The sequence below is a fragment of the Stenotrophomonas sp. GD03654 genome, from assembly GCF_029845105.1.
In the GTDB taxonomy this organism is placed as follows: domain Bacteria; phylum Pseudomonadota; class Gammaproteobacteria; order Xanthomonadales; family Xanthomonadaceae; genus Stenotrophomonas; species Stenotrophomonas africana.
Genome location: NZ_JAOCLC010000008.1, coordinates 1 through 26,028 on the forward strand (window position 1 = coordinate 1; position 26,028 = coordinate 26,028).

28 protein-coding genes and 1 tRNA gene are annotated in these 26,028 nt (G+C 62.0%); 2 read left to right on the forward strand and 27 right to left on the reverse strand.

From position 1 onward, the window contains the following. Positions 1-74 precede the first annotated feature (74 nt). The 12 genes from mobF to N5J73_RS04975 form a co-directional block, all read right to left on the reverse strand. Entirely contained in the window at positions 75-2,909 is a 2,835-nt protein-coding gene (gene mobF, locus N5J73_RS04920) for a MobF family relaxase (RefSeq protein WP_164078625.1), read from the reverse strand. Positions 2,910-2,972: 63 nt separating this feature from the next. After that, a complete protein-coding gene (locus N5J73_RS04925; RefSeq protein WP_164078626.1) occupies positions 2,973-3,695 on the reverse strand; it encodes an HIRAN domain-containing protein in 723 nt (240 codons plus the stop codon). Between the two features lie 21 nt (positions 3,696-3,716). Next, on the reverse strand, positions 3,717-5,603 hold the full coding sequence (locus N5J73_RS04930; RefSeq protein ID WP_164078627.1) for a helicase HerA-like domain-containing protein: 1,887 nt from the start codon (positions 5,601-5,603) through the stop codon (positions 3,717-3,719). Beyond that, complete coding sequence (locus N5J73_RS04935) at positions 5,581-6,402, reverse strand: ankyrin repeat domain-containing protein (protein ID WP_251467260.1); 822 nt, start codon at positions 6,400-6,402, stop codon at positions 5,581-5,583. The genes N5J73_RS04930 and N5J73_RS04935 overlap by 23 nt, the downstream gene beginning before the upstream one ends. 50 nt (positions 6,403-6,452) lie before the next feature. Beyond that, positions 6,453-6,539, reverse strand: a tRNA-Tyr gene (locus tag N5J73_RS04940). Positions 6,540-6,690: 151 nt separating this feature from the next. Continuing rightward, on the reverse strand, positions 6,691-6,894 hold the full coding sequence (locus N5J73_RS04945; protein WP_164078629.1) for a hypothetical protein: 204 nt from the start codon (positions 6,892-6,894) through the stop codon (positions 6,691-6,693). 137 nt (positions 6,895-7,031) lie between these two features. After that, positions 7,032-7,556 (reverse strand): hypothetical protein, encoded by a 525-nt coding sequence (locus tag N5J73_RS04950; RefSeq protein ID WP_164078630.1) that lies wholly within the window; start codon positions 7,554-7,556, stop codon positions 7,032-7,034. Between the two features lie 87 nt (positions 7,557-7,643). Further along, entirely contained in the window at positions 7,644-10,682 is a 3,039-nt protein-coding gene (locus N5J73_RS04955) for a TraM recognition domain-containing protein (protein ID WP_279940691.1), read from the reverse strand. A 23-nt stretch (positions 10,683-10,705) separates the two neighbouring features. Further along, positions 10,706-11,038 (reverse strand): hypothetical protein, encoded by a 333-nt coding sequence (locus N5J73_RS04960; protein ID WP_088475699.1) that lies wholly within the window; start codon positions 11,036-11,038, stop codon positions 10,706-10,708. A gap of 65 nt (positions 11,039-11,103) precedes the next feature. Continuing rightward, positions 11,104-12,183, reverse strand: coding sequence for a hypothetical protein (locus N5J73_RS04965; protein WP_239508875.1), 1,080 nt, complete (start codon positions 12,181-12,183; stop codon positions 11,104-11,106). A 59-nt stretch (positions 12,184-12,242) separates the two neighbouring features. Continuing rightward, entirely contained in the window at positions 12,243-12,878 is a 636-nt protein-coding gene (locus tag N5J73_RS04970) for a hypothetical protein (RefSeq protein ID WP_164078633.1), read from the reverse strand. Between the two features lie 28 nt (positions 12,879-12,906). Continuing rightward, positions 12,907-13,308, reverse strand: coding sequence for a hypothetical protein (locus N5J73_RS04975; protein WP_164078634.1), 402 nt, complete (start codon positions 13,306-13,308; stop codon positions 12,907-12,909). A 765-nt stretch (positions 13,309-14,073) separates the two neighbouring features. Here N5J73_RS04975 and N5J73_RS04980 point away from each other — a divergent pair. Next, positions 14,074-15,174 carry a hypothetical protein gene (locus N5J73_RS04980; RefSeq protein ID WP_239508876.1) on the forward strand — a complete coding sequence of 367 codons (1,101 nt, stop codon included), beginning with the start codon at positions 14,074-14,076 and terminating at the stop codon, positions 15,172-15,174. On the opposite strand, the gene N5J73_RS04985 is transcribed toward N5J73_RS04980, so the two are convergent. From N5J73_RS04985 to N5J73_RS05005, 5 genes are all read right to left on the reverse strand, one after another. Further along, entirely contained in the window at positions 15,133-16,329 is a 1,197-nt protein-coding gene (locus tag N5J73_RS04985; protein ID WP_053092504.1) for an ATP-binding protein, read from the reverse strand. The two genes, N5J73_RS04980 and N5J73_RS04985, sit on opposite strands and share 42 nt — an antisense overlap. Before the next feature lie 16 nt (positions 16,330-16,345). Further along, positions 16,346-16,915: a hypothetical protein gene (locus tag N5J73_RS04990; protein WP_229302645.1), complete on the reverse strand. Its 570-nt coding sequence runs from the start codon at positions 16,913-16,915 to the stop codon at positions 16,346-16,348. Positions 16,916-16,950: 35 nt separating this feature from the next. After that, entirely contained in the window at positions 16,951-17,547 is a 597-nt protein-coding gene (locus N5J73_RS04995; protein WP_024958779.1) for a ParA family protein, read from the reverse strand. A gap of 149 nt (positions 17,548-17,696) precedes the next feature. Beyond that, positions 17,697-18,125, reverse strand: a complete 429-nt coding sequence (locus N5J73_RS05000; protein WP_164078635.1) for a hypothetical protein — start codon at positions 18,123-18,125, stop codon at positions 17,697-17,699. Continuing rightward, positions 18,116-18,289 carry a hypothetical protein gene (locus N5J73_RS05005; protein ID WP_006375368.1) on the reverse strand — a complete coding sequence of 58 codons (174 nt, stop codon included), beginning with the start codon at positions 18,287-18,289 and terminating at the stop codon, positions 18,116-18,118. The genes N5J73_RS05000 and N5J73_RS05005 overlap by 10 nt, the downstream gene beginning before the upstream one ends. A gap of 164 nt (positions 18,290-18,453) precedes the next feature. On the opposite strand from N5J73_RS05005, the gene N5J73_RS05010 reads away from it, so the two are divergent. Next, complete coding sequence (locus tag N5J73_RS05010; protein WP_251467254.1) at positions 18,454-20,244, forward strand: type 4 pilus major pilin; 1,791 nt, start codon at positions 18,454-18,456, stop codon at positions 20,242-20,244. Between the two features lie 161 nt (positions 20,245-20,405). On the opposite strand, the gene N5J73_RS05015 is transcribed toward N5J73_RS05010, so the two are convergent. The 10 genes from N5J73_RS05015 to N5J73_RS05060 all read right to left on the reverse strand — a co-directional run bounded on the left by N5J73_RS05015 (position 20,406) and on the right by N5J73_RS05060 (position 26,000). Further along, positions 20,406-21,167 carry a hypothetical protein gene (locus N5J73_RS05015; protein ID WP_164078557.1) on the reverse strand — a complete coding sequence of 254 codons (762 nt, stop codon included), beginning with the start codon at positions 21,165-21,167 and terminating at the stop codon, positions 20,406-20,408. Then, positions 21,164-22,081 (reverse strand): hypothetical protein, encoded by a 918-nt coding sequence (locus N5J73_RS05020; protein ID WP_164078558.1) that lies wholly within the window; start codon positions 22,079-22,081, stop codon positions 21,164-21,166. Before N5J73_RS05020 ends, N5J73_RS05015 begins: the two co-directional genes overlap by 4 nt. 88 nt (positions 22,082-22,169) lie before the next feature. Beyond that, positions 22,170-22,610, reverse strand: coding sequence for a DUF6573 family protein (locus tag N5J73_RS05025; protein WP_239508858.1), 441 nt, complete (start codon positions 22,608-22,610; stop codon positions 22,170-22,172). 262 nt (positions 22,611-22,872) lie between these two features. Next, positions 22,873-23,346, reverse strand: a complete 474-nt coding sequence (locus tag N5J73_RS05030; protein ID WP_239508859.1) for a hypothetical protein — start codon at positions 23,344-23,346, stop codon at positions 22,873-22,875. 59 nt (positions 23,347-23,405) lie between these two features. Beyond that, on the reverse strand, positions 23,406-23,891 hold the full coding sequence (locus N5J73_RS05035) for a hypothetical protein (RefSeq protein ID WP_279940693.1): 486 nt from the start codon (positions 23,889-23,891) through the stop codon (positions 23,406-23,408). Between the two features lie 48 nt (positions 23,892-23,939). Next, entirely contained in the window at positions 23,940-24,170 is a 231-nt protein-coding gene (locus N5J73_RS05040; protein WP_164078561.1) for a hypothetical protein, read from the reverse strand. Then, positions 24,167-24,568, reverse strand: coding sequence for a hypothetical protein (locus N5J73_RS05045; RefSeq protein ID WP_164078562.1), 402 nt, complete (start codon positions 24,566-24,568; stop codon positions 24,167-24,169). The genes N5J73_RS05040 and N5J73_RS05045 overlap by 4 nt, the downstream gene beginning before the upstream one ends. 356 nt (positions 24,569-24,924) lie before the next feature. After that, on the reverse strand, positions 24,925-25,149 hold the full coding sequence (locus N5J73_RS05050) for a hypothetical protein (protein WP_164078563.1): 225 nt from the start codon (positions 25,147-25,149) through the stop codon (positions 24,925-24,927). Between the two features lie 256 nt (positions 25,150-25,405). Further along, positions 25,406-25,765, reverse strand: a complete 360-nt coding sequence (locus tag N5J73_RS05055; protein ID WP_164078564.1) for a hypothetical protein — start codon at positions 25,763-25,765, stop codon at positions 25,406-25,408. Positions 25,766-25,778: 13 nt separating this feature from the next. Next, entirely contained in the window at positions 25,779-26,000 is a 222-nt protein-coding gene (locus N5J73_RS05060) for a hypothetical protein (protein WP_100551925.1), read from the reverse strand. Positions 26,001-26,028: the final 28 nt, after the last annotated feature.

A 26,028-nucleotide genomic window follows, 5' to 3' on the forward strand; every position in this document is an offset into this window, starting at 1 on the left:
AGCCCCCTCCGAACGCGTGGGGTGGTGGCCATGGGTAGTGGTGGTGATCAGCGTGTTGGCGCTGGCCCGATGCGTCACCGGGTAAGCCTCATCTCGCGCCGTTCCGCGTTCGAGATTGGCACCTCGGTTTCGGATTTCAACCCGGCCAGCAGCGCTTCCACTTCTTGGACCAGGTTGCGCACCGGGTCCGCCTGCTTGCTGGACAGTCCCACGCTCAGCGCCATTTCCTTGTGCCGTTCGGTGCCCAGCCGCTCGGCCATGCGATCCATCATCTCGTCGGTCGTAAACATGCGGTAGCTGCCTTTGGTGAGGCGAGTGAACGCCACCAACGCCGACTGCTGGTCGAGCATTCCCATGTTCGTGGCCAAGTGGTAAACCTCGGATTTCCCCTGCCCCTGCGCCTTGTGAACGGTCATGGCATACCGGTGGGCCAAGGCGTTGTGCTCGCTGGTGTTGAACTCCAGGATGCGTCCTTCTTCATTCGGGTTCGAAGAGTCGATGCGCACCACCAGGTCGTAGCCGCCGGATTTGTCCTTCCGAATACTCTCCACCGTGCCCTCGGTGCCGTTGATGACACCCAAGTCGTTGTTGGTCGCCGTGAACATCACACGGTCGCGGCGGGAGAGCGTCAGGTCTTCCCATTGGCCTTTCACGATCGATCGGAAGGTGAACTCCTCTTTGTCCAGCACGCCTTGCTCCTGGAGCCCCGTTCGGATGCCCGTGGTAAGCGCTTTGACTTCAGAGCGCGTGTGGGCCAAGACCAGCTTCTCGTCCATGGGCGTCCTGTCTTTCAAGTAATCCTCCACCAACGCTTTGATGGCCTGGCTTTCCGTGCCAAAGTCGTCGATGCAGTTGCGTTGCTTGAGGTTGTTCAGGATATCTTCGCCCATATCGAATGTTCCTTTGCGGCTGCGGTGTCCGCGGCGCATGTCCTTGACCTCTCCCTCGTCATCCCGCTCGTAGAAGCTGTTGGCGGTGACCAGGTCATCAGCGTTCCTCTGCCGGCGGATTTCGGTCAGTTTCTTGTCCCCCAAGGCCATCTTCGCCAGCTCAAAGCCGTTGCCCGCAGCGATGGGCTGAAGCTGGTCACTGTCTCCCTGCATGACAAGCTTGGCGCCCACCCCCTGGCAGTAGGTCATGAGCTTCAAGGTGTCATCGGTGGCCACCATGCCGGCTTCATCGAGCACCACCACAACGTTCTTCGTCAGAGCAACCTTGCCCTGCCGGAGCTGGGAAAAGAACTTTGCAACCGACATGCAGGGCATTCCGGACTCTTCTTCTAGCTTGGCCGCGGCTTTACCCGACACGGCCAAGCCCATCAACTGCTTTCCTTCGGCTTCGAAGCACTGTTTGTAGACCTCGGCCACGGTGGTCTTGCCGGTGCCGGCCAACCCCGATATGACCCCCACACCGGCCGTGCCGTAGGTGAGGTGACCGATGGCGGCTTTCTGCTCCTCTGTGAGGGTAAAGCCCTTGCGCTTCTCGTAAGCGGCGATCTCCCGATCCACGGTGGAGCGGAACAGCTTGAGGTCCGTCTCGTTCTCCCGCTCTTTCGAGCGGCGGATGATCTCGGCCTCCCATTCGACCATCCAGGTGGCGCAGAAGCGATCCTCCCGGTGCTTGCGCGCCAACCGAATGCCCCGGTCGTCTTCGTGGAGGTATTCGGCTTTCACGCGCACCAGATCGTCCTGCTCGGTGAACTCATTCACCATCCTGAGGACTTCTTCTGAATTTTTTTGTCCTGCGAACTCCATCCCCAACTCCCGGACCAGGTCATGCTCGCAGAACATCGCCTCGTTTTCGTGCATGCGCTGCAAAACCTCGTCAAACGTATGCGGGTCCAGGTGTTGGCCTTTCGTCTGCTTGAGCGACTGGGTGGTGGGAACCAGCTCCGGGTGCTCTTTAGCGATGTTGGCGAAGGTTTGCTGCCAGTCCTTGACCACCTGCTCGAAGGGCGGTTCTTCCTTTTTTTTGCGGGTGGCCTTGCAGGCCTCGTCGTGGCTGGCGTTGGGGTGTTCCTTGACGTAGTCCAGGATTTCTTGGCGGCGGGTCTTCGTCTGAAGCACCAGCTCCCGGTCGATGCCGGCAATCGTGGTGAGAGTCTGGCCCGTTTCGTGCCCCATCACGTCCACCTCGCGTTCCCGCTGAATCCCATAGCCCAGCGCTTTCATCGCGGCGTAGAGCTCGACTTTGTAAAGGTGATCCGCGGCGTGCCGGTGACGGTAGATTTCGATGGCGTCGAAGGTGCCCCACTGACCGTCCTCGCCCATCGAGATCCCGTAGACCAGGTGATGGGTGTGCAGGTCGGGTTCCACGTTCCGGTTGCTGACATGATCGGCGGCTGTCCATACCAATCCCGCCGTGCCTATAACGTCTACGCCTCCTTGTCCGCGCCGGGTCTCCACTTTGCTTTCGATGTAGCGCATGGCCACGGCGCAGGCCTGGCGGTGGGCCTCCAGGATGGCCAGCTTCTCGCGATCATCCGCCAGCGCAAACGCCACGCTCACGTCCCCCGGGGCGGAGATGGTCAGATCAAACCCGACCCGATGGCCGCCCTCCCACTTCTCCATTGGCTTGCCATCGTCGTCCAGTCGCACGTTGCCCATGCGATCCGTCTTGATGACCAATTGGGGCTCCTCTCCCGCGTTTTTGCACAACGGCCTTCCGGTGGGTGAAAAGCCCTTGCCCAGCAACTCCATCACCCTTCGGGTGACCGGTTGATCTTCCAGGTCGAGTTCGGCGGCGAGCTTGCCGCCCCAATTGAGCGTCTGCCTCGGATCAGGACCGCTGCCGGCGTAGTAAGCCACGGCGCTGTCGATAGACAGGCGCTCGGTGGCCAGCATGTAGTCGAACATGTTGCCGTTGCGCTTGTTGTGGCCGCGGGCATCGATGCGGGTGCAATTGATCACAGGGACCTCCTGGAACGTTGATTGAACCAAGGTCCCAGAAAACCACCAATGCGCAAGGGGGGTTTACTTTTCCAGGCGCAGCGTGACCCAACGGCGTTTTATCTCCTCCACGACGGCGGTTACTGGCTCTTCGCCGAAGACTCTCGCGTGCTTGGACTTGGGCACCGAAAGCACCTTGAAACCCAAGCCGATGCTCTGCGCGTTGCTAAGGTAGTAGTTGACCGTGGTCCAGGAGTCCGTGGTCCAACCCTTGGTGCGCTGTTTCGGATGGAGGTGGCCCACCGCGTCGTGCGGGATCCAGCACTTGAAGCGATATGCCCCATCGGTGTCCTTCTTGAACTCCGGGTCAGCGGTATGGCGGACCATCTCGGGATGAATGACGAGGTGATCAGGATGCGGGTCGATGGACATGTCCAGGTCCACTTCCAAGATGTAGTCGTAAACCTTGTCCGTGGTCACCAGCCCGCCGGACAGAACCGCCTCACACGCAGACACCATGTGTTCGTAGCCGGCCTGAGCCATGCGCTGCCGATATTCTGCGGCCACCTCCCGTGGCAAATAACCAAGCATCCTGGGTGGTGCCTGTTGTGTCATGACGGCCACCGCGTTTTGGTCCGCCGTGTTGGTGTTATCGGGATACAGGACGACCAAAGTAAAAATCCGACTGGTGGAGCCCTTCCGATTGTTGGCCACCTCGTCCAGCTCCTCCCGAAAACGCGAGGTCAAGGCTGCCTTCACAGCGTATTCGGCGACTGGCTTCCAAATCGGCACGGTGATCGTTGCCATACTTGCTTCCCTACATGGTGTTTAACGGGAGAATAGCGCGTCGATTTCCTCGGGTGTCATGGTCAACACCCGCTGCACCGCATCGATGCCTTCGGCGGTGGTTGGGAAGGCGGACGCGCCAGCGCTTGCAGGGGACGCGGCCGGCGACGGCCCTTCAGCCTCGGCCACCGGTCCGGCTGGCTTGGAGGTCCACGCAGCGGCCACCTGCCCATCGCGAACCATTGGATGGTTTTTCCCTGGCCATGTCAGCAACAGCACGTCCCCGCCCATCTGCACGATCGCCTCGATGCCCCACCCCTCGGGGCCGTAGCGCTTGCCCTTTCGGAAGCCCAGCCGGTCGGTGAGCTCACCGCTGGAAACCAAGGCGCGGCTTTCCTCGTGAACCTGGGCTTTGTCCTCGTGCCCACGCCAGGCGATTTTTCGCTTGCCGAGCTGGCCGGCCAGCTTGTCCCGGGTGGCCCCCATCTGCACTTGGCACACCACGTGGGTTCCGACCAGCGCTGAGAAGGCCTGCGCAGTCTTGTCCCCGTAGACCAGCTCAATCTGGGAGTGATCCTGGACCGCCATGATGGCCACCACGCCTTTGCTGCGCCCCAACGCCAACAATGGGTCGATGTTCAGCCGTCCAGCGCTGGTCAGCTCGTCGAACACGAAGTAGAGCCCACGCCCGCCCTCGTTGTCCGGCAAGCCCGGCCCAATGAGATCCGGCACGGCCACGTTGATCATGGCGGCGATGTAGGCCTTCGTTAGGGTCGGATCGGGTCCAGACTGCACGATGACCTGCTTGCGCCCGTTGTAGTCGTCGCGTATCCACTCGGTCATCGAGAAACGGCGCTTGCCCACCTTGGGCCATGCGGTGGCCAGATCGTCGATGAGGCGGGTGAAGCCCCCCAGGGAAGACAGCACGCTGGACGTGGTTTGGCTCTCCAGGTCACGCACCAGTGCGGCGCCGCGGGGGTAATGCGGGCGCAAGCCTGCGGCCATCTCCGCGGCCGGGCGGCGCACCAAGGCCGCCAGGTCGGGCCACCCCCACTGGCCAGGCCGGGTGTTCTGGAGTTCGCGCACGCACCCTATCAACAGGTCTTGCGCGGCCATCGTCCAGAACGTGGCGTTCCCGTCGCCCTCCGGGATGATCGAGGCAGCAAACGCCGCCGCCTGGGTCGGGGTCCGCACGTCGGCGGCGACGTCCCACACGTGGGAGCGCGCATCGAAGGGCGACACGATGATGGGCCTTTTAAAGATCGACGTGAAGTCGCCTTTGATGTCGTAAAGGAACAGCTTTGCGCCCTTCAGTCGCGTTAGCTGTTCCAGGATGTGCTTGAGGATGACACTCTTGCCCGACCCCACCGAACCGGTGATCAAGACGTGGCGCGCCCAGTGCTTTTTTGACAGCAACAGATCGGGGTGGAGGGACAGGGCGAAGGGATCCGCCTCGGCGTCTTTAGGGGCTATCGAGCGGTGCCGGGCTTCGCCCACGGCCTCCTTTCCTTCCAATAGCCGCGGTCCGGACAGGTGCCAAGTGTTGCTCACCGGCTCGGCTGCCTTGAGGAACGTGCGTAGGCCAAGGCCCACCGCCAGCAGAAGCGACACCCCGATCCGGGACCACGTCGCCACTGGGTGGTGGTAGGACACCAGTTCGATGAACCCCCGTGCCGGAGCACGTGCCGAGATGCCAGCGGTCAGGAAGTGAAAAGCGGTCACCAGACCGCCTCTCAAGGCATCGGCGAAGCGGATGAGCGAGCCATCGGGATGCGGGATGAGCCAAGCAACGCCCATGCTCCCCACGTAGATCAAGCCAAAAACGAATGCACCGGCAAGAACGGCGCGGTGCCAGGATCGGACCGGCTGGGAAGGCGCAACGCTGCCGGGCACGTCGCCCAGAGCATCATAGGGCTTGGGTTTGCTCATGTCGGTGCATGCGCGTTCGGGTCCGCCCTCGCCACCCTGGCTGCTCAGGATTGGCGCCGTGGGCCATCAGGTGGAGGCAGGCCCGGGCGTGCCTGTGAAGCGCGGCAAGGTGGAGCGGTGCCCACCCGAGGGCGTTGAGGGCCGCCACGTCGGCGCCGGCTTCGACCAGCGGGGTGACCAGCGAGGCATGGCCAAACCGGGCCGCATGATGCAGTGGCGTGTTACCGCTGGCATCGGGCAGCCGGGCGTCCGCGCCCATGCCGATGCAGGCCAGCAGTGCCGCTTCCTCGCCCGCCCGGGACGCCCCCACGAGCCAGGCCTGCCACGGTGCGTTCTCCCGCAACCGGTTTGCATCCGACCGCCGAGCCCGCGCCTCCTCTACCGCCATCGCCATGCCTTGGAACAGCGAGGCGTACTCTGCCATGGACAACCCAGCCACCCTCTCTGCCAGGGTGCTGTAAACCATCGGCTCGTCACGGTCTGCCAAGCGCCTCTCGTAAGCACGCACCAGGTCCCGTCTGGACGCCCGCATGGGCGCGTCGAACCCCAGGCGATGCAAGCCCCAGCGCAGGTCCACTTGCGGTGCCCCATCCTGCTCCCGCTGGCGCACCTGCCAAACCAGATCGCCCAACCGACCCTCAACAGGGGCAACGCTCAGTGCGTGGGCGCGCGCCAACACTTGCGAATCGTGAAGGCCTTTGGATGCGCCGGCTTCGCGCGCGAGCGCGGCCGCCAAGGCCTCCGCTCGCTGGAGGTCCAGGGGACGCAAAAGGCGCAACAGGGATTCTTGAGTGTCCATCCCCATGGTTGTAGCGTTGAATCGCTGGCCGTCAAGCCAACACGCAGAAATGGTGGGTCAGGCAGGACTTGAACCTGCAGGGGAGTGAACCAGCAGTTTTACAGACTGCCCCGGCTTCGTTACCGGACTACTGACCCGAACGCTAAACGCTGTCGGGTGGGCCAAAGACGATCCAACCCAACATGTAGAAAATCAGCGCGGGGTAGAACCAGAAATCAAACCCCTCCCAGTCAAACCGGCGCCAACGCTTCCTGCATCTTGCGCGCAGCTTGAGCCAGCGCCGGCTGCTCACCGGAAGGAACTCTGGACCACCACCCCGATGGTCACAAAGCCCACCACCGCCATGGCCACCACTTTAAGCAGAACCGGAACGGCCGGAGGGTAGGCGAGGACGGCCGTTGCGAAGGCCGCGATCAGCAGGAACAAGCCGGTCAGCAGTGGGACCGCGTTCTCGAAAGCGAAGTCTTTGAGGGCATTTAACAACGTGGACATGATGGCTCTCCTTGGTATTTTATGAGTAGGTCTACCTACTCGCTACATAACCAGTAAAGCACCATCAAACTGGACGTCAAGACGCAAAAATGCCCGATTCTGCGAAGAACCGGGCAGATTTGAACATCGGTGAAAAATTACTGTCGGAAGACGTTCGGTTGGGCCTGCTTCTGGTGCTTCTCCCAATCGTAATTGGCAGCGTAGTCCTTCATGAAAGCCGCCTCCTTCAACGAACTGCGGGCGTAATCAGCGTATCCCAGGCGCCCGGGCCCGTTCTCCGCCCGCTGCTCACGGGTCAACATGGGAGGGCTCTCCTCCCGCTGGACGCTGCGTTGCTGCCGCCACTGCGCAACGGTCGCATGAACCACCTGCTCGTGCCTGTCGTCCGGCTTTGCATCACGAACGGCTTTGTCGGCCTCCTGGATCTTTGCCTGGAGCGCGGCGATCTGATCGGGCGAGGCCTTCTCTGCCCACGCTAGAACGCGCTGTCGGCGTTGCTCGATGGCGTCTTGGTCTTGGGCCACGTTCTGCTCGAAGTCCGCCCGTGCCGCGCTGTCCTTCTTGGGCGGTGGGCGATCGCCCAGAAGCCGCTCGTTGCGCTGCGCCTGGAGTGCTCGCAGCTCGGTCATTTCTTCGATGGGTTGGGAAAGGCTGTCGCTCATGTTTGTTTCCTCCGCTGGGGTGAATGGGTTCATCGTTGATCAATCCGCAGGTTTGGCAAGGGGGGTGAGCCCCCTTGCCTATCCGCATCAATCCGCATCGGGCAGGAGCTCTGCCAGGTCGAACCGCTTGATGCCAGCCCGGTTCAACGCCACAACGGCGTGACCGCGGGGCTCAAGAAGGGCGGAATACTCCTCGCGCAGGAACAGCGGCTGCACCTCGCGCTTGCCCCCGGTGGGCATGTCGATGTCGCGCGCGATCTCGTCTTGGCCCAGCGTGTCCTCCGATCCAATCCGCCAGCGGCGGCCCGTCACGGCGTCGATGCGCGAGGCCGTCAACCGCCCGGCCCCTTCCATTCGCATCTTGTCGTAGGCGGACGCGTAGGCATGATCCGGGTCGTTGAGCACGGAGTGGCGCCAATTGTTCATGCCGCCTTGGTAGTCGATGCCCCGGGTGCGCTGTTTGAACGTGGTCAACGTTGCCTGCCCGAACCGCTTTTCCAGGTATTCGTGGGTGTTGTGCGAGCACTTCAGCGCGATCACCGATTGCATCGTGTTGGCCATCAGCTCCGCCTCGTTGACTGACCCAAAGGCGTTGACCAAGCTTTCAAACCCTTGCGTTGCAAGCACGGGCATCAACCCCAGCGAGCGCGAAACGGAGAACAGGTTGATGTCATCGGCCGTCAACAGCAGGTGGGCCTCGTCCATCATCAGCATCACCTCGGTCTGGCCGGGCAGTGCTTCACGCCATTTATCACCGTATGCACCACGCCCTTTGATTCCGTTCATGACCCGCTGTTTGAGCAGACGCATCATCATTTCACCTGCCTCACCGAATTGGGTCGGGGGCAAGAAGAGGCCTACCATGGCTCCATAGAGCGCGTCGGAGACGTCCACCTCGCCCGTCTCAATCGAATGCCAGGGCATGTCCGTCTTGCTGTCACGCAGCTTTTCGCCTCGCAAGAGCTTCTCCAGCAGCCCTCGTGAGTTGAGCGTGAACGATTGCCTCTGTTCCGGATGCATCGCGGGAATCTCCAGGAACGCCCATTCCAGCGAGCTCTGCAGCTGAGACATGGGACGGAAGAGATCCGGGTGGATGGTCTGCGGAGCGCTCTCTTGACGAAGGCGGTGCTGTTGCAGGTAGGCCGCGTAGGCCAGCCGCCCTTCTTCGTCATGGCCCGTGTCCGCCTCTTCCAGGCCCAAGTATTTCACCACCTCCATCAGCTTTGCATTGGCACGAGGCGCGGGGCTGGCGGGAATCACGCGTTCCACAATGGACAACAACTTGGCGTGGTGGAATGGCGTGTAATGCCATTGCCTGTCGTCGCTCACCGGGATTCGATGGATGGCGATCTGCTCGGCGATCCGCTCGAGCAAAGCCTCAGTCTCGGCCACGTCCTCGTCCAGCTTGCGCTGTTTGACCAGCTCAAGCTCCGCGTCCAACTGTGCACGCTCCAGCCCTTCCAGCTTGGCCGAGCACCAAGACCTATAAGCCGTCTCGTGATCCACGAGCGCACGAAGGATGATGCCGGTGTGGTAGAGAAACGCGTCACCGCCGTCCGTCCAAAGCTTGGATTTCTCGTCCACTCGCCCACCGGCTGCGCCGCGCAATGCCCGCACGATCTGATCGGGAGCCAACCCTTCGTAAGGCCCCACGCGCATTCCAGGCTTGACGACGATATCGAACAACCCTTCCAGATCCGCGATGATTGCTCCGTCCTTACCGTCAGCAATGAGAGCACCGCCGGCCAGCTTCTGCCGCGTCAAACGCTCCCTTACATCGCGTTGGTCCGACGCCACACACGCCATTGCCAAGGCAGCTTTACGGAACCGACGAGCGATGGGTCGCAGCGCGGCATAGGATTTGCCCGAACCGATGGCTCCGAACACGAGCAGGCCCTGCTGGCAATCGCGCCATGAGAACATCATCACGGTGCCCAAGTCGGGTGAGTAGCCATAGCCCTTGTCGGACAGGTGTCCCGTGGCGCGCCCGATGGTGATCAGCGGGGTCTTGTCCCGCAGGGCCGCCTCGGCTTGCTGTTCACGCGCCTTGACGTGCGCGTTGATCAGCGCCCCCTGGGTGGCCAGGTTGTTGTCGTTGTTCTGCAGGTAAAGCCGGGCGGCGTTTTGGACAAAGTTGCCTTCGGCGTATTGCATCGCATACATGCATGCCAGCACGTAAGGCGCCGCCTCGCCCAAGCCAAATGGCAGGACCTTGGCGACCACCAGTGTGGCAAAGATGAGCCCCACCCACTTCATCGCTTGAATGAAGCGCGCGGCTGTCCCGCCAATGACGCCCCGGTGCGGGTGCGAGGCCGCCGCCACAAAGCAAACCACAAACAGGATGCCGACCAAGCCAAAGGCCCACCACAGGTAGGTCCTGGCGATCTGGGCATACACAGCCATGCCGCCGGCTTGCATTGCCACCTCGGTGCCGCCCTTGCTGTCCCCAACCACGAACTGAAGCGCCATCGGAACCCACTGCAACAGCACCCATGCCTTCAGTGCCTCCTTCATGCCCTCGCCTTGCTTGAGGGCAATGAAATAAGGAATGGTCAGCAAGAGAGCTATCACGCCCGCCCCACCAATCCGAACGAAGCTTTCCAGCGTCGAGGCGGCCTCTAGCTTGGTCCACCCCATAGAAACGATCAGGCTCACCAGGAAGGTTGCCAGAACGCCGATCACAGGGAAGGCCAGATACATCAAGGGAGTGGCCAGGCTGTCGCCGCCCTGCCCCATGTCGTTGCCCTGCAAGAAGCCCTCGGCACGCCGCCCACGCTTCGTCGTGATGATCCGCGATTGGGTGTCGCGCAAATCCTCCGGAACCTTCGGCCACCACTCCTGGAACTCGTCCTCGCTGCGTCCATCAGGGACCTTGAACACCTGGGCGTTCTCGTCCCAGACCGCGCCGCATTCCTTCGCGAAATCCCGATCAGCCTCCGGCACATCGAGCTCTCGACTGCGAACGCGATCGGTCACGTCAAAGCGCCCCACGAGGTTTTCATACTCCTCGGCGGATTTGACGATGATTTCTTCCTTCATGTTCGAAGGCTCGCCGCTCTTCCGGCGGAACTTGCGCCCCAGGCCGCTCGTCCAGTCAAGCACGTTGAACAAACTGATTGCTGCCATCTCTGTCTCCCTCCCCTGTCAAATCAACGAAGCCAATGCGCCAAGACGGCAAGCACCAAGCAAAGCGGCGCGCACGCCAGAAAGCCCGCTTTGGCCACCCAGCGCTCTGCGACCTGCTCAACCTTGCTCGCGTAGAGCCGATCCTTGGTCCATGCGTCATACGCGGCGTCGTCTCTGACCGGCGGTCTGCGATCGGCGCGCAAGTAGTAGAAAGTGCGGCGGACGCCTTCGCTCAGGTGGCCCATGCCAAACGATTCAGGGCTGCCGAGGAACAAGCGCCCGTGCAGGTTCAGCCACTTTGAGCCGAAGTGAAGTTTTCCGGGTTCCCGGTATTGCGTGAAAAACCACTTGAACATGTCTCCCCCTTATTCGTGAGTAGGTCACTTCTTTCTAGATCGAATCCGCGGATGCGCAAGGGGGATTAGTTGATCCCCGACTTCTTCGCCCAGGCGTCCAGGTCTGCATTGGCTTTTTGCTGCCAGTCGTTCCGCGGTTCGGCGGCTGGTGCGGAGGTCATCCTCGGCAATGGGGCGGTCGCACGTTTCTGCGCAGGCTTGGGCTGGGTCGCAATCGGCGCTGACGCTTTCACATGGAGAGTGGCGTCCGGTTCTGGCTTCTCTATCGCAGGTTCTGGCTCGGCCTGCTCTGGAAGCACTGCTGGAGCAGGCGCAACCACGGGGGCTTCCACCACCTCGGGCAACTGCTCGGGAGCGGCTGGAGTGGCAACCGGTGCCACGGGCTGCGGTGTGCTCGGTGGCACCTGATCGCCCTTCCCATGTAAGAAATAGATCGTCCCCACGACCAATGCCGCCGCCACCACGCCGGCCAAGACCCAGAGCCAACGAGAGCGGGGCGTGCAATGCAATGAAGCTTGCGATGCTTCTGAAGACTTGGCGTCGGGTGAGGGGCCAAGCTCCTCTGCGGCAGTGGCGGTCAACTCTCCCTGCCCTGTCGAAACGTCATCGGTCACCTGCGGCTCTTTGACAGCATCTGCTGGCTGATACGAAGTGGCGTCCGCCTCCGGTGTAAATCTGGTGGCTTCCACGACAGGCCGCTGTTCCGTCACTCCTGGCTCAAGATTCGTTTCGCTCACGCCAACCGCTTCTGCTTCGACGGCAATTGCCGCTGGCTCCCGGGCGGGCAACGCATCGACCAAGTCCTCGGGTCCCACCTCGGCTTCGCTCGGCTGGACGGTGGGTCCAGACTCGGCTTCTGTTGCCTGAGCTCTTTCCTCCGCGCTCCTTGCCCGCTTGGCGTCCACGGTCGCCTTGACCTCCTTTGCCTTTTCGGCAGCGGCAGCAACGCCCTTCTGGGTCAACTCGGCAGTGCGCTTGCTGATCATTCCAGCCCAGTGACTGGCCGCTTTCAGGTTCTCTTTCATGCCGTCGGAAACCAGCCGCTCTTCTTGCGTGGGCGATGCGGTCGGGGTTGCGTTGGCACGCTTCAGCAACTCTTCGCGCTTGCGCTTCAGGATTCTCTGGTTCTTTTCTTCTGGGGTCATGTGGGCTCCTCGGAAGGGGGAAGGAAGCCCGAGCATCGAGCGACACCCGGGCACTGAGATCACCGGACGTCAGGCACCGGGGTCACGACGATCACGGGCTCACCGCTGCCGCAGCGGTCGTCCACCGTGACCTTGGACAGCGCGCCACGCTTGGCCAGCTCCACGATGGGCACTTGGCAGGCAGCCTTGTCGGCTCCTTGGAACACCACCGTCAACCCGTTGCTGGACTTGTTCAACAGACCCGCGAACTTGTCGAGGAAGGCCCGGGTATCGCTATCCAACCGCTTCATGTCGGTGGGGTTGTAGTTCAAGCGCAACGAATCCAGGACGGCTTCCTGCTTGCCCTCCACGGTTTCGGTCTTGGTGACCACCTCGGCCTTCATGCCAGCCGCACGGGCGGCGTCGGCGGCCTGCTCGGCGTGCTCCCGCTGCTGCTTCACGTAAGACGCCGAAGCACCCACGGCAGCACCCGCGGCGCAGGCGCCCAAGGCCTTGTCTTTCTTGCCCGTGAGCAAGGCGATGGCTCCGCCGGCCACGCAACCGATGCCACCGGCCTTGAACAGGCGCTTCTTGTCGGCCTTGGGCTTGCCATCGTCCGCCGCGGCATGCACCGCATCAGGGGTGGCCTGGGCGGAAACCTGAAGCGGCAAGAACGCCGCCAGGCAGAGAGTGAGAGGAACGGAAAAACGTTTCATGGGATGGATCTCCTGCTGTGGGGGAAATTTAGGTGCGTGGAGCAGTCATGGGTCCGGTTGCGGGCACCTTGGCCGCACCAGGACCTCTTGGAGAGGGTTGCGAGAGGGCCGCCGTCACGACCTTGCGAAGCGCTTCTTCGTAGCGCTGAATGGCGCTGTCCTGCTCCGCCTTCGTTTCGTCTCGCAACCGCCGCAGGTCTTCTTGGAGCGCACTCCGGAACAGCGCGTTCTCTTCCCGCAGCTCGTCGATGACGTGTTCCAGCTGAGCGTTGGCGTTCTCCAGCACATTCGCCACAGACATGGAGGTGTTGTGTCGCTCCAGAGCCTCTCGCACGTAGGCGCTGAACGCGCTGCCCGATTCACGGGCAAGCCGCTGAGCCAGTTTCAGTTGCCGAGGGTCGAGGTTTACGTTTTGACGAACGAACGCCATTGGTCGAGTAACTCCGTTTCGAGATTACTCCACCGATACCGCGAATCTCGGAGTTGGCAAGGCCCCACCGCAGGAGCCTGAAAAACATGGGCGAAACGCCCTAACAAGCACCGACGCTGTCACCATTGACCGGTGACAACGTCATGCCTTGATTGCATTGAGCTTTCGACGTTCATGACGCAGATTTTGGGCGCGAAGCGCACACCCACTTCAGTGCGTCATGTGTATGACGACTCTAGGGAACCGTCAGGGCTCTTGCTTCTCTGCCACTGCCGACATTGCTTCCACCCACGTTGGGCTCTTGCAGTTGCTTTTCTGCGGCCCCTTGCGTGTTGCCCCAGGTGCGCTATTGGTGGTCTACGCCCCCTCGCCCCACAGGACCACCGCCCACGCCATGCCCACGCAACGCTCCCGCTCTTCCACCCCTCACGCCCACCGATGCCCCACCCCGGGAATCCGTGCAGAGTTTTTCAGCCCACCGTTTCCCATTGCCCCGGATCCCCAGGACAGGTTGCCCTCGCCCATCCGCAGCACCGGCCCAAGAGACCCAAATCACATTGGTTTTAGTCAAACGTGTGCAGTGCCCTTGGATACACCGACACCGTGTTTTCCGAACCACAAGTGGGGAGCCAAAGAACCCCTGGAAGGAAATCGCAGATCCCTCGTCCCATTTCGTTTTAGTCAAACAAGGGTGCGCGCCATGGCCTTCATTCACCGCCATTGGCCCATCAATGATCCACCTGCTTTCGTTTCAGGAGCGCTCCCATGACCACCGCTGACGTGGACGCGTTTGCCCACCGCGTGCGGGCCTTCCATGCCGCCCGTGGGCCTGCCACCCCACGTTGGGCGCTGGACGTGGCCCGCCGCTCCGAGAACCCTGCGTGCGCTTTCTGCACCGCCCCTTTGAACGTGGATCATCGCCATTCGTGGGGGCTTTCACCGCTCGTTCCGTTGAACCAGGGCGGCCCGGCGGACACCGAAAATCAGCTCATGGCCTGCAAACGCTGCATCGCTGAACGCGGAAGCCGAGACCTGTTGGCCTGGCCCGAGTTGAGCCAGCGGCTGCCACCAGACACCCTTGACGCCCTGCTGGCCGACAGGCTGTTTGTCCTGCAGCGCTCCGACAACCACCTGGTCGAGGTGGGGCGCTTTGCCAAGCCAGCCACCGTCCTTGCCCAGCTCCAAGAGCGCTGGATGCACCCCCGGTTCGTCGTTCACGTCGAGCGGCATTCGGACAGCTGGATGTTGGGGTGGCCGCTGGCCCAGCGTGCCCATCTGACGCGAAACGACTTGGCCGCGCTCTTGCGCAACGTGCACCAGGGCGAATGGCTGGAACACCCCGAGGTGGTGGCCTTCCGGCTGAGAGAGGATGTTTTTCAATCGGCGGTGTGGCACCTGATCGCCCTCCACGCGTTGGTCGTCCCCCTGCCTCTGGGGACTGACACTCCTTCCGACCGCTCCTTTGAGAACCGGTGGATGGCCCGGTATCCAAGCCTGCGCCAGATCCGCCTGCGGCGGCAGGGCACGCACGAAACACCTTGGCCCAGCCAGGGCAAAGACCATGTCCCGGCTTATAGCGACAAGCCCAACGCCGTTCGCATGCGAACCCAACGTCAAGCCACACGTGAGGGGGAAACGAAAGCCCGGTGGTTGGAAGCAAGGCGGCGTTTGGCGAAGCGAGACGCGGGCGTGGCCAAGGGGACGTTGAGGACATGGCTGCCTGGAGAGCGGGCAGCCATGCAGGCCGATGTGGACGATCTTGCCCAACAATGGCTTTCAGCGCGCCGTCTATTTACTCGGACGCTGAAAGAAAGCCCAGCAGCGCTAATCCGCTCTTGTTCCTTTAATGGACTGATAGATCAGTGACTTCAACTCGTCCAGATCGAGCGCTTCGCTCTTTCCTTGAACTTCGAAAATGTGTTCGAAGGACAAAGGTGGGTTGAGTTCCTGGGCGAGTATCCGGACCTTAAGAAGATGGGGACCAGGAAGTTCCGGGAGCACGGCCAAGGCCTCGTCCCCAAATGCTGACTCGCCCGGCAACAGGCTGCCCAATCGGACACGGCATATGTGATGGCCTTCCTTGGTGTCCACTTCCATCTGAGGTGCGCGGCTCCCGTGTCGAGCTACCGGAACCATGTGTCGCATTTGATGGGTCATGATGTTCCACCTCGGCGTGGGCATCTCTGGCAACTCGTCCACCAGATTTAGATCCACAGCCATATCACTCGGCCCAAGTGCCCATACCTCCAGCTTTGCGCCATTCAAGGCGAACTCTGATCGATTGGTTACCTTCACTCGAACAGTGACGAGGCGGCTTCTCAGGAACAGGTGTTCCGCGGCTTCCCTCCAAAAATGCCGATTGTCTTCGTGCGTCTTGATGTAGAGAGACGTCCTGTCGAAGGGGTCATATGACCGCTCTTCCGTGCTGAAGTCAGGATAGGGAGTCGATGGGCTGTAGAATGCCAGTTGGAAGTTCTGATCCAACGGAAGGTTGCCGTCTCCCATTAGCTCGAGGTCAATCTTGGCTGGCGGCCGGATGGCATTGCCGGCCCCCATCATGGCCACTTCACGCGGGGAAGCTACCGCAGTCGAGCTTCCACGCCGGATATAGACCGTGTCCTTGGGCAACTTGCCGTAAGACTTCTTGAGATAGAACGGACGCGATTGCTTGGGGATCGCAATGACTGCCACATGCTTCCCGTCGAAGATTCGCTCTTCATAGCGGAAATCCAGCTTGCTCTCCAGCTTCTCGTTAACGAACTGCTGGATTCTTGAATCGTCGATTGCGCCCTCTGCCAGGACACCCACCACTTCAGCTGGGTGCGGCGAACTTTCTTTAAAGCCGATCAGGATATAGGCCGTGCCGTCCCGATGGGCATTGGCCATGGCCAGAATGTCCTTCAGCAGCTCTGACTTAGCGTCATCCGTGGCGGACGCGAACGGGTAGCGTTCAGCCTTGTAGTCCAGATCCGAGCCTTCACCCTTGTATCGAAGCTGATCCAACTGGTCATCCGTGAGCATGGCGGGACACTCCCTGTCAGTAGATCTTTCCGTTCTTGCTCATCCCCAAGTTCCGCACCGCCACCCGGGCGGCCTTGCGGTCCTCCGCGTGCTCGTCCACCGGCGAGCTCACGATCAGCAGCGTCTTGTCCTGGATGAGCGACGCGGCCGCGTAGTCTGCCAGCGCCACCATGGCGGTGGTCAACGCGACTTCACTGCCGGCGTCCTCCGAATCGTCAAAGCCGAACAGCTTGGCGATGTTCTCGCGGAGCTTTGGCGGGATAGTCACCATGGCCCGGTGGTGGCGCAGCCCGTCCTCCTTACGGCGGTAGTCGTGCAGGGTGACCGATCGGGGCATGACCATGTGAACCCGCTTGCCTCCCACGCTTCCCGCCTTCTGGCTGTCGTCGTAGTCAAAATAGGATTTGCGCTCCGGGTAGTCGCCCGGCCCCAGCAACAGGTGCTCGGGGATGCGGGCGATCGGAAGGCTTGCCGCTTTGCTGGCCCTGCGGGGCTTGGCATGGGTCACGTCCTTGACGTCATCCAAGGTGCGCTTGACGGCCTTCTTCTTGGCAGCCTTCTTGGCAGGAGCTTTGCGAGTGGCCATGGGTAGGTCTGGGAGGGAAACCAAAGGAAGCTCCATCATGCCGCAGCCCTCCGGCCTGCACCAGCGGCCAAGGTATCGCGCACCCGGACAGCCAGGGCGTGGATCTCCTCCTGGGCCACCCGGGCCCAGCGGCCGTTGGCGTCGAACACGGTCTTTCCCTCCTCGTAGCAGTCCGCAAACAACGCTCGGTCCCGCACCAGGACGGCGCCCGACATCTTGGGGTGCTCTAGGCGGCGGCGATGGGCTGCCCGCTTCTCGTTGGCCCGGTTGGCGATGGGCAGGTAACGCTTTCCCTTCTTTTCAAGAACATCCACGGTTCGCAGGAAGATGAGGAAGCTGGCCCCGTCGAGCAACGTTGGCACCAGGTAGAGGTCCGCCTCGGGAATCACCTCGTTGTCCGGCAGACGCGGCGGAGTGTCGGTGATCTCCACGTCGAAGCCCGGGGAGCGCGAGCGCCCGACACTGAACGGTGTTTCGTCCGACAGTGAGGCAAACGCGCAGGCCCCGCCTTGGGGGTCCCGGTCATTGACCAGCACACGCAGGCTGGGGTCACGGGCATAGCACCCGGCTAGATTCAGGGCCAGCGTCGTGCGGCCGACGCCACCCTTGAGTGAGAAGTTGCACAGTCGCATAGGGCATCCTTTCGTGAGTAGATAGGGGTTCCCCCGAATCTACCCCGACGCCGCCATGGCGCAAGTGCATGTTTTTGCAACCCTTTCGGGCCGTTCAGCCCTTGGATTCTTCTCTATTCTTCCAGAGAGGCGACTGGACGACGGCTGTCCTACCGAATCGTGTGGGCGGTGTTTGACGCAGAGCAATGCAGATCGAACGGCTGAGAGGCCATCCATGCTTTAACAGACGGCGGCGCAGCGCCATGCAGTGCTTCAATGATCGTCCAGCGTTGCTTTGCCGGGCCGAACTCCGCAAACACGTCCGCCCCGGCTTCGGCCAGCGTTCCGGCCATCTTGTCGTAGCACTGCCGCTTCGCCGGGTCATGCTGGTTCACGTGCCACGCCATGCAAGCGACGTGGAAAGCGGTTATTCCGTTGGGCCCCACCGGGTGGTCCAAGGACGGGAAAGCCGTCAGGCCCCTCCAAGCCTTCAGACGTGCCTCGTGGATGGCCGCAATGGTTCTTTTCAAAGCCTGTGGGTTGCGGTGTTCGATGGCCTCCAGAAGCCGTTGAGCGCGCCGATCGGTGGTCATTTCCATTTCAGCTCCTTGCGCAGTTGGCGCTCGAAGTGGCGTTGCTGGCGGGCCAGGCGGGCTTGCCGGCGAAGCTTGCCTTCGGGCAGGAACGCGGGAGCCGTGGGTGGGATGTGCGCGAAGGGAAGGCCAGCAATGGGGCGGGCCGAGCGGGTGGGGCTTTCAATCATGGCGGCGGTCTCTTGGGTTATTCAGAACGGTTTTCGTGAGTAGGTCACCCCACTCCCTTAACCCCATGCAACCAGACCACCAAGCAATGTCAAGATGGAAAATCCAACTTTTTTTACTAAAAACAGGGGCTTGCGGAATCCAAGGTGCATCGCATGCTGAATGCATGACGCACACGATCCGCCCCCGCTGTTCGCCCACCCTCACCCGCCTTTCCAAGGGCGTGCGCAGCTCGCTGGGCTTCACCCTCACCGAGGCCCTGCTGGCGCTGGGCGTTGTGACCGCCGCCACGGGCACGATGTTCCTGTTCTTCGGGCAGGTCGATGCAAAGGCCAAGCTGGCCAGCGAAACGCGCAACCTGCGCGAGCTGTCCCGACGCATCGAGAGCAGTTTTGGGATGGTGGGGACATTCCGCGGGGTGAGCACCACCGCCGTGGTGGTCGATGGCTTGGCCCCTGATTCCCAGCTCGGCGCCGGGGAAAGTGTCTTGACCAACGCGTGGGGCGGCGCGGTGAACGTCCAGCCTTACACGGTGGATCGCTTCGGGGATTCATTCTCCGTCAGCTACGCCGGCCTTCCTCGCCAAGCATGCGTGGACCTGGTCGCGGCCAACGCGAGCGGGGTGTGGGACGCGCAGGTGTCGGACGTGTCGGTGATTCGAAACACCGGCGGCCAGCTCGACGTGGGGTTGCTGGGTAGCACGTGTGCGGACAAATCGCGCGTGGTCTTCGTCTACCACAGCGGATTGTTGGGGGGCGAATGGACCGGATCGCTGCTGGTGTTGCCACCCGTCCCCCCCTCGATCCCCCCGCCCGTTTCTCCACCCGTGGGAACCCCAGTAGGGCCCGTGGGGCCGGTCGCGCCTTCCACGCCGGTGCCGCCCCCAACCGCCCCGCCACCAAGCGTTCCTCCCACGACGCCCCCACCGACCACTCCACCCGCTCCCCCGGTGACCGTGACGCCTCCGGCCCCGCCCACGTCACCGCCCACCACGCCACCACCGCCGACAAGCACCGTGCCGCCCTGTCAGGAGTGGAGCGAGAACCGAACGATCAGTTGCCCCTCGGGCCAGGTGGGCCAGGTGTTCGAGAACCGCCGTCACCACTGCGGAACCGACCCAAACGTTTACGAAGCATGGGCGGGATCCACGACGGCCGGCAGTTGGACCACGACCAGCAGCACCTGCGCACCGTGCCCTGCTCCCGAAACGCGCAACCTGGGATGCCCTGCCGGTCAGTTTGGCGCGATCGGCCAGCAGCGGACCTTCTCATGCACGGGCACCGGCTCGTGGAACGCCTGGACGCAAACCAATACCACCTGCACGGCTTGCCCAGCGCCTTTCCCACAAGCCGAAACCCAGTGGGTCACCACTCTGGCCGCTTGCCCGGCGGGCCAGAGTGGATCGCACACGTGGCAGGCCGAGCAGCGGCGGACGAGGACTGGGACATACAGCTGCCCGGCCACGACGTGGTCGCTGCCAAGCCCGACGTTCACCACTTGGACAAAATGGGCGGAGACGGGGGTTCGTCGCAACGAGGCCAATACATGCACCCCCAACGCACCACCTCCGACGTTTCCCGGATACACCGGGCGATCTTGGCATTCGTGGGGAGACGGAGGGCACTACGGCTGGGCGATCTTCTGCAACGCTCCCCGGACCCTGGCCGAGCTTCAAGCCACCTCGTTGGCCTGCACTTGGCAATACGAAACGAACGACACCCCCACGTTTACGCCAGAGCCACCTGGCCTGACCCGCCCAACACCGGCTTTGGAAGCCTGTGTCTACGCGCTGCGCGCCAACTTAACTCCGATGCCAGGTTACGGCTTCGTCAGCCACCCAGGCACCGCGATTTGGCCGGCGGCTTGCTCGTGCAGCGTCGTGGGTCCAGGCGCACGGTTCTACTGGCAAGACCTGGGAGCGAGCGACTGGGTGGGCTTTGAGTTCAAGTGCCCCTGACGGCAAAGAAGGCGGGGGCATCCCTCACGTTCGAAGTGGCAGAGATTCGGATTTCCAAAACCGACCGGAGGCAATGCCCTCGCACCAAGCGTGCTTTTCAGAAGGCAGGTGGCTTGGCCACCTGCGGCGGCTTCTGGGCTCTTCGCTGTTGTGCCTCGAAGTCAATCCCCAGCCAAGGTTTTCCACATCGCCTTGCCCTGGGCTTCGTGAACCGATGCGTATTGCTGTGGATCCCAGCTGGTCCCGGTCAGCAGCAGCCCCAGCTCTGCCACGATGGCCTGACAGCGATCGCCAAAAGCCAAGACCTCATTGAAGGTCAACCCAAGCGTGTTGATGTCAAACGCGCCAGGCTCCTCGTCCAGCTTGCGCATTTCCAGGTGGGCGTGGTGCTTGTCCCGTAGGGTCTTGATTTTCGCTGCCACGGGATCAGCCGAAAGGATCACCATTTCATGGGAGACCTTTTCCCAGCCACTATCGAAGCGCGAGTAATTCTCGTCCTGATCGCTCTGTCTGAACTTCTCCTGGAAAACAGCCGAGCTTTCGGGCGGCAGGTCACTGATCGGTTCGTCGTGGAAGTGATCGAACATGCGACCGTAGCGCTCCCGGTAGTGCTCCTTGATGGCTGGATCTGCTTGCAGCTTTCTCCACACGTTGGTCAGGCTACCCGACCTGGGATCGTTGTCCAGAAAAAGCCGTGACTGATCGCGCACCAGGTCTTGTCCAAGAAGCGGCGCCAGGTGGTTCCAGGCATTGGCACCCGGCGTCTTGTCCAGCTTGGCTTTCAGCCCTGCCTGAATCTTGGGGTCTTGAATGAGTGGGGACAGAATGTGCCGGCGCTCGTCGAGGATGTGGCACTCCTGCCTGAGCACCCGAACGAATCCATCGATTTGGCCAATACGTTGTTCCAGTTCCTCAGGCTTCATTCTTGCTCCGCCTCCAGCGGCACCTGCTGGAACCGCACCTGCAGCCGCTTGATGAGCGCTCGGGTTTCCTTGTTGGGCGCACGCGTGCACACCAGCACCGCCTCCCCGTTGGGCACGTGGCGGATCGCCTTCTGCTCGGCCCGGAGAACGGCGCGGTATTTCACCGCTTGGTAGACGCCTCGCTGGAGCTCGTCCTCCGAGCACTTGCTGGTTTTAACTTCCACCGCCAGGCGATGTCTTCCGTTATCGAAATGCGCGTCCAGTCGGTCACCCGAGCTCAACAACTTCTCGTTGCTCCCCGTGGGGAAGCTCCCAAAGTCCACGAACTCTTCGGGATGGCTGGCCACCCACGCCTTCAACGCTTTGTGCTCATCGCTTTCTGGCCTGCCACCCTCCTGGACTTTAGGAAGGGGAAGAGGCGCATCCGCTGCCACCTCTTCAACCGCCCCGGCGGACGGGGTCAGCATGGTGGCTCCCAGAGCGCGGGCGACCCGGTCCCAATTGGGATAGGTGAAAACGTCTTCCATCGCCTCTCGCAAGTGCGCGCGGCGCTCTTCCTCGGTGTCCAACTTCTTGCCCGCGAAGTAGGCCGGCGAAATAGTTATGGCACCCTCGCCAGGGTGTTTCGTGTTCTTGTTGACGACGATTGCATGGAGGGGTGGGATGGGCTCCTTCCACTGCTCGCTCAACCACTGGAGCGCTTGGGCCACTCCCCCGGCGACGGTGCCGTAGAGGTCCTTGCGGGGTTTGATCTCGTGTCCGAAGGTGTCGTGCAGCTCTTGGGCCAGGTCGCTGTAGGAATGAGCTTCGCCCTCCTGCGCCCACCGGATGAGGATCGGCAACGCGTCAGGGATAACCCGGCTTCGCCAGGGCGTGCGTGCAAACTCCACCTTCGACCAATCAAACTTTTCCATCCCCTACCCCTCCCCTGTCATCCCACCATGGTAGCGGCGGGACCAGCACGGGAAAACGATGGAGGCCGATGTCCTGCCCCCTCCCTTCTCAATCCTCGTCGGGCAGCATGATGGTGACCACCGGCTCCAGGGCGTCCCCGGGCCCACACAGTGCTTTCAAGGTAACCAGGCGATGGGTCGACCGCGTCAGGCCAGACCCGGCCTCCGGGTGGGCTTCGTTCGACAACCAGTCGCCAGCATCGGGCAGAGCCACGTGGAGTTGGAACTGGAGCTCCGAACCGTTGCCCTGTTGCCGCTTGATGGCGACGTGGAGCATGAAAAGCACATCCCAGAGCCGGCCGTCCACCGACTGGCCGCGCAGTTCCAACCCTCTGGGCACTTCGACGTAGCGCTTCCACGCAGCACGGGTGATGGCCACGGGCAACTTGAAGCCGGCTTCCTTAGCCACGTCGGACACGTCCACCAAGACGCCGTCCTCGATCGCCTGGGCGCGGGTGTAGGAATGGATAAGGTCGAATTCGTCAAACATGGAGCGCACCTCGCTGATGAGTAATGGCCCGGTCCAGGGCATCCGGTCCGGACGTCCTGGAATGGAAAACCCACCGCCCCACCGCTCGGCGCGGTCAAGGGAGGAAATGGAAGGGCTGGCGCGGCCCGCAGCGAAGCGAGGACACGGGCCCTGGAATGACCCTTGACCGGAGAGCCGGGCGATGGGGCCGCGCGGAGCGCAAGGGGCTTGAATGGCGTGCCGCCGGCGGCACACCGATTCAGGGTTGAACTTGGGAATGCTGTCAGGCCTGGGTGCAGGCCAGAGGGACCCGGTCCATCCAGGCGCTCTGTCCTGCCGATGCTTGAGCGGTGAGCGGGCCAAGGCCCTGGACAAATGTCAGGCGCGCAAGCTCGACATCGTTCTGGGGCCAGTAGGGACCATCCGGCGAAAACACGAAGTGGTCCCCTTGAAGGGCCCCGCAGATGGTGCAATGGTGGGCCAGGTAGGTTTGCCCTGACGTTCGAGTAGTGGCGAAGCGAAGCCAAGGGGCGTGCCCGGCAACGAACGCAGCGGCCCCCTCGTCCATGCACTCGATGTAGCGCAACACAGCGCCCTCCCCCTGATCCACCAACCCCTCGTCGTCGTGCTCTTCGAACGAGGGCACCCATAGCGCGGCGGTGGGGGTTGGGGAGTGGCAGAAATGGCACTCCGTGTGGCCGAGCAGCAGGCCGTAGGCCGGGGCTTGAAGGGTGGATGGAGCGGCAGCGTGGGTCATGAAACCATTTTGCCCTGCCTGGGTGTCAGACGGTGAGACGTATTCCGGTCTACTCGGCATTAGAGGCGCACGCGCGACCGAGAGGACTGCACACCCTCTGAAAGCACTTCATCCAGGCGAGCTTGATGTGCTCGACGAGCGGCCTCCTCTGTGAAGGCGCGGATATCACACGTGTGGTCACTCTTGACTTCATGCAGGACTGAATCCTTCAAGTTCCAACTCATGTCATGAACGAAGCCGGCCATCGCTTTGCCGTAGCGCGAACGAGAGCCTTGGTAGCGATAGTCGGCGAAGTGGCTCGCACGGACCTCAAACGTCTGTGCGTATCGGTGACTGGCTCGCCCCAACCTTTCCTCAAACTCCCACGCATTCGATAGAGATAGATAGCCGGTCTTAAGAAGCTCCTTGAGCACCTCCTCTCTTCTCGACAAGTCGAAACGAATGAGGGAAAGGAAGACTGGAATGCCGCGATCCTCGCACACCGCCCTTACTTCAACGATAGCGAAGACCTGATTTCCATCTGTGGCAATGTGAAGAATTTTCATAGGGTCCAGATTGAAATTGGGGAGTAAATTCGCCATGCAGATGAATGTCTAAGCAACATCAGCCTGCCTGACCATCGGCCGGTTCGCGCCCAGCCACGCCAACCGTTTGTATTCGTCCTTACTGAGTAGTTTTGACACCCCCAACCATTGCACCAGGTGGTAGTGGCAGATGGTGTGGGGGTAACGCTGGATGCCTTCGTGCAGAAGTTTCGACAGGTAGCAAACCTCGCCGTCCGTGCGCTCGTAGGCGTAGTAAAAATGGCGCATAGGCTTACTCATGGATTCCACCTGCCGCTTAAAGCGTGAACTCCTACGCCGGAAAGCGTCTCACCTGTCGCCTTGAAATGCCCGATCACGGCATCAAACACCTTCCGCTGCATCTCCATTTCTTGTTCGACCTTAAATCTCACATCATCCATGACACTAGGAACCAACCGATCGTCCAACTGGGGCACCCACAACACCATCAACTCAGCAGCTTCGTAATATTTACCAGGCCACTCGAGGCGATCAAATCGCTGCAGCTGCTCGCTCATCATTGGATCGAGGTGCTGCCTGGATATACATGCTCGGGCGAAATCGACCACCAGTTGCCGATCACCGATCTTCATATACTGCCGCTTAGCAGCATTGATGGCATCGATTGCCGCTGAAGCTTTTGAGGTCACTGTCTTCATGCGAACCTCAGACGGCCCAAGTGGAGTTGTCGATGTAAGCAGCGATGCGAGCCCCGAGCAGTGTGCTCAGAGGAAGCACGATGGGTGCAAGCATGGCGAGGATGGAGATGGTCATGTCGGCGGTTCCAGTCAGTGGAAAGAGCGTTGCGCTCTTCCTGATCCAAAGGTAGATCGCCCTGGAAATCTGTCCACGGTTGTAGTGGACAAAATCTTGACTAAAAGTAAAAACTGCGGGGCTAAGGCCGCAGTTTTTCCTAACATCACTTCTCGCGCCGAAGGCGTCACCTGCTCTTTTCCACCGCTGCTTCTACAGATGCCGGCGCGCAGCGACCGGTGGCGGCGTTGGGCCGTTGGCTCTACAGCCTTGCCCGCGTTGCACCGACACCTCCCCGGGCTGCCCATGCCTGCTCCAGGTGGACCGCGCGTTGTTCGGCTTCCACCGTGGCCACCACGTGCGGCATCGCCGTCTTCAGCGCTGGCGTGTTCCAGAACGGGCTGCCCCGGTGAGGGTTGCCGCCCAGCCGCAACAGCAGCAACGCCGTCTGTTCAAGTCGGCTGCGCTCGTCGGCGTCGTCGCTCAACTGGTAGTCCGCCGCCAGCTTTTCTAGCGGGCGCTCGCACCAGTGGTTCCTCTCTTGAGGGTGCGCACCAGCTTGCAGGAGGGCTTCGACGATGCGGGGCCAGGCAAGTGCGGAATGGAGCGCAGGACCTTCGTTGAGGCGCCACGCATTGGGGTTGGCGCCCTGCCGCAGGGCCTGTAGAGCGCGGAAAAGACTTCCATCGACGCACGCGTGAATCAGCTCAGCGCTCGGACTTCCTGGCGGTGGTGGGCGGCGGTCACCCATGGCGGCTGCCCCGAACCTGGTTCCGAAGCAGATGTCCTTCGACGTAGCCCCGGATGATCTGGCGCACCGCTTCTGCGGTGGAAATCCCCGCGTTCACCGCGCCCTGCTCCACCGCCTCCAAGACGCTGCGCTGCAGCGGAAGGTAGGCCAGCCGCACGTCCCTCTCCCCACCCAGCCGACGCTTGCTCAGTGGGTAAGGTTTGGCGGCATACATGGCGAGCACTTGGCGCACGGCTTCGTTTCGCGTGACCTGCGCGCGCGCGGCGGCCGCCTGCAGGCGCTCCAAATCACGGGAGTAGCCCCGGGAGGACGGAAGGGTGACAAGTTTTTGGGAAGGGACAGGTTGAAGCACGTCGCGCTCCGGCTTAGGACGCCGCGTCCAACGGCTTGGCGGCCGCCTCTCGGACCACCGCGATGGCACGCCAACGGTTGATCGCAGCGCCGGCGAAATACAAGGCGTCCACCAGTTCTTGCGCGGCCCCCTTCTCAAGCAGGGCCCGGTTGCAGGAGGCGAACCCCGCAAGGATTCCGTAGCGGTCCGCGTCGTCTTTGGCATTGTTCATGGCTTCCGCAATTTGAACGTTCATGTCGAATCTCCTGGTTTTGACTGGTGTG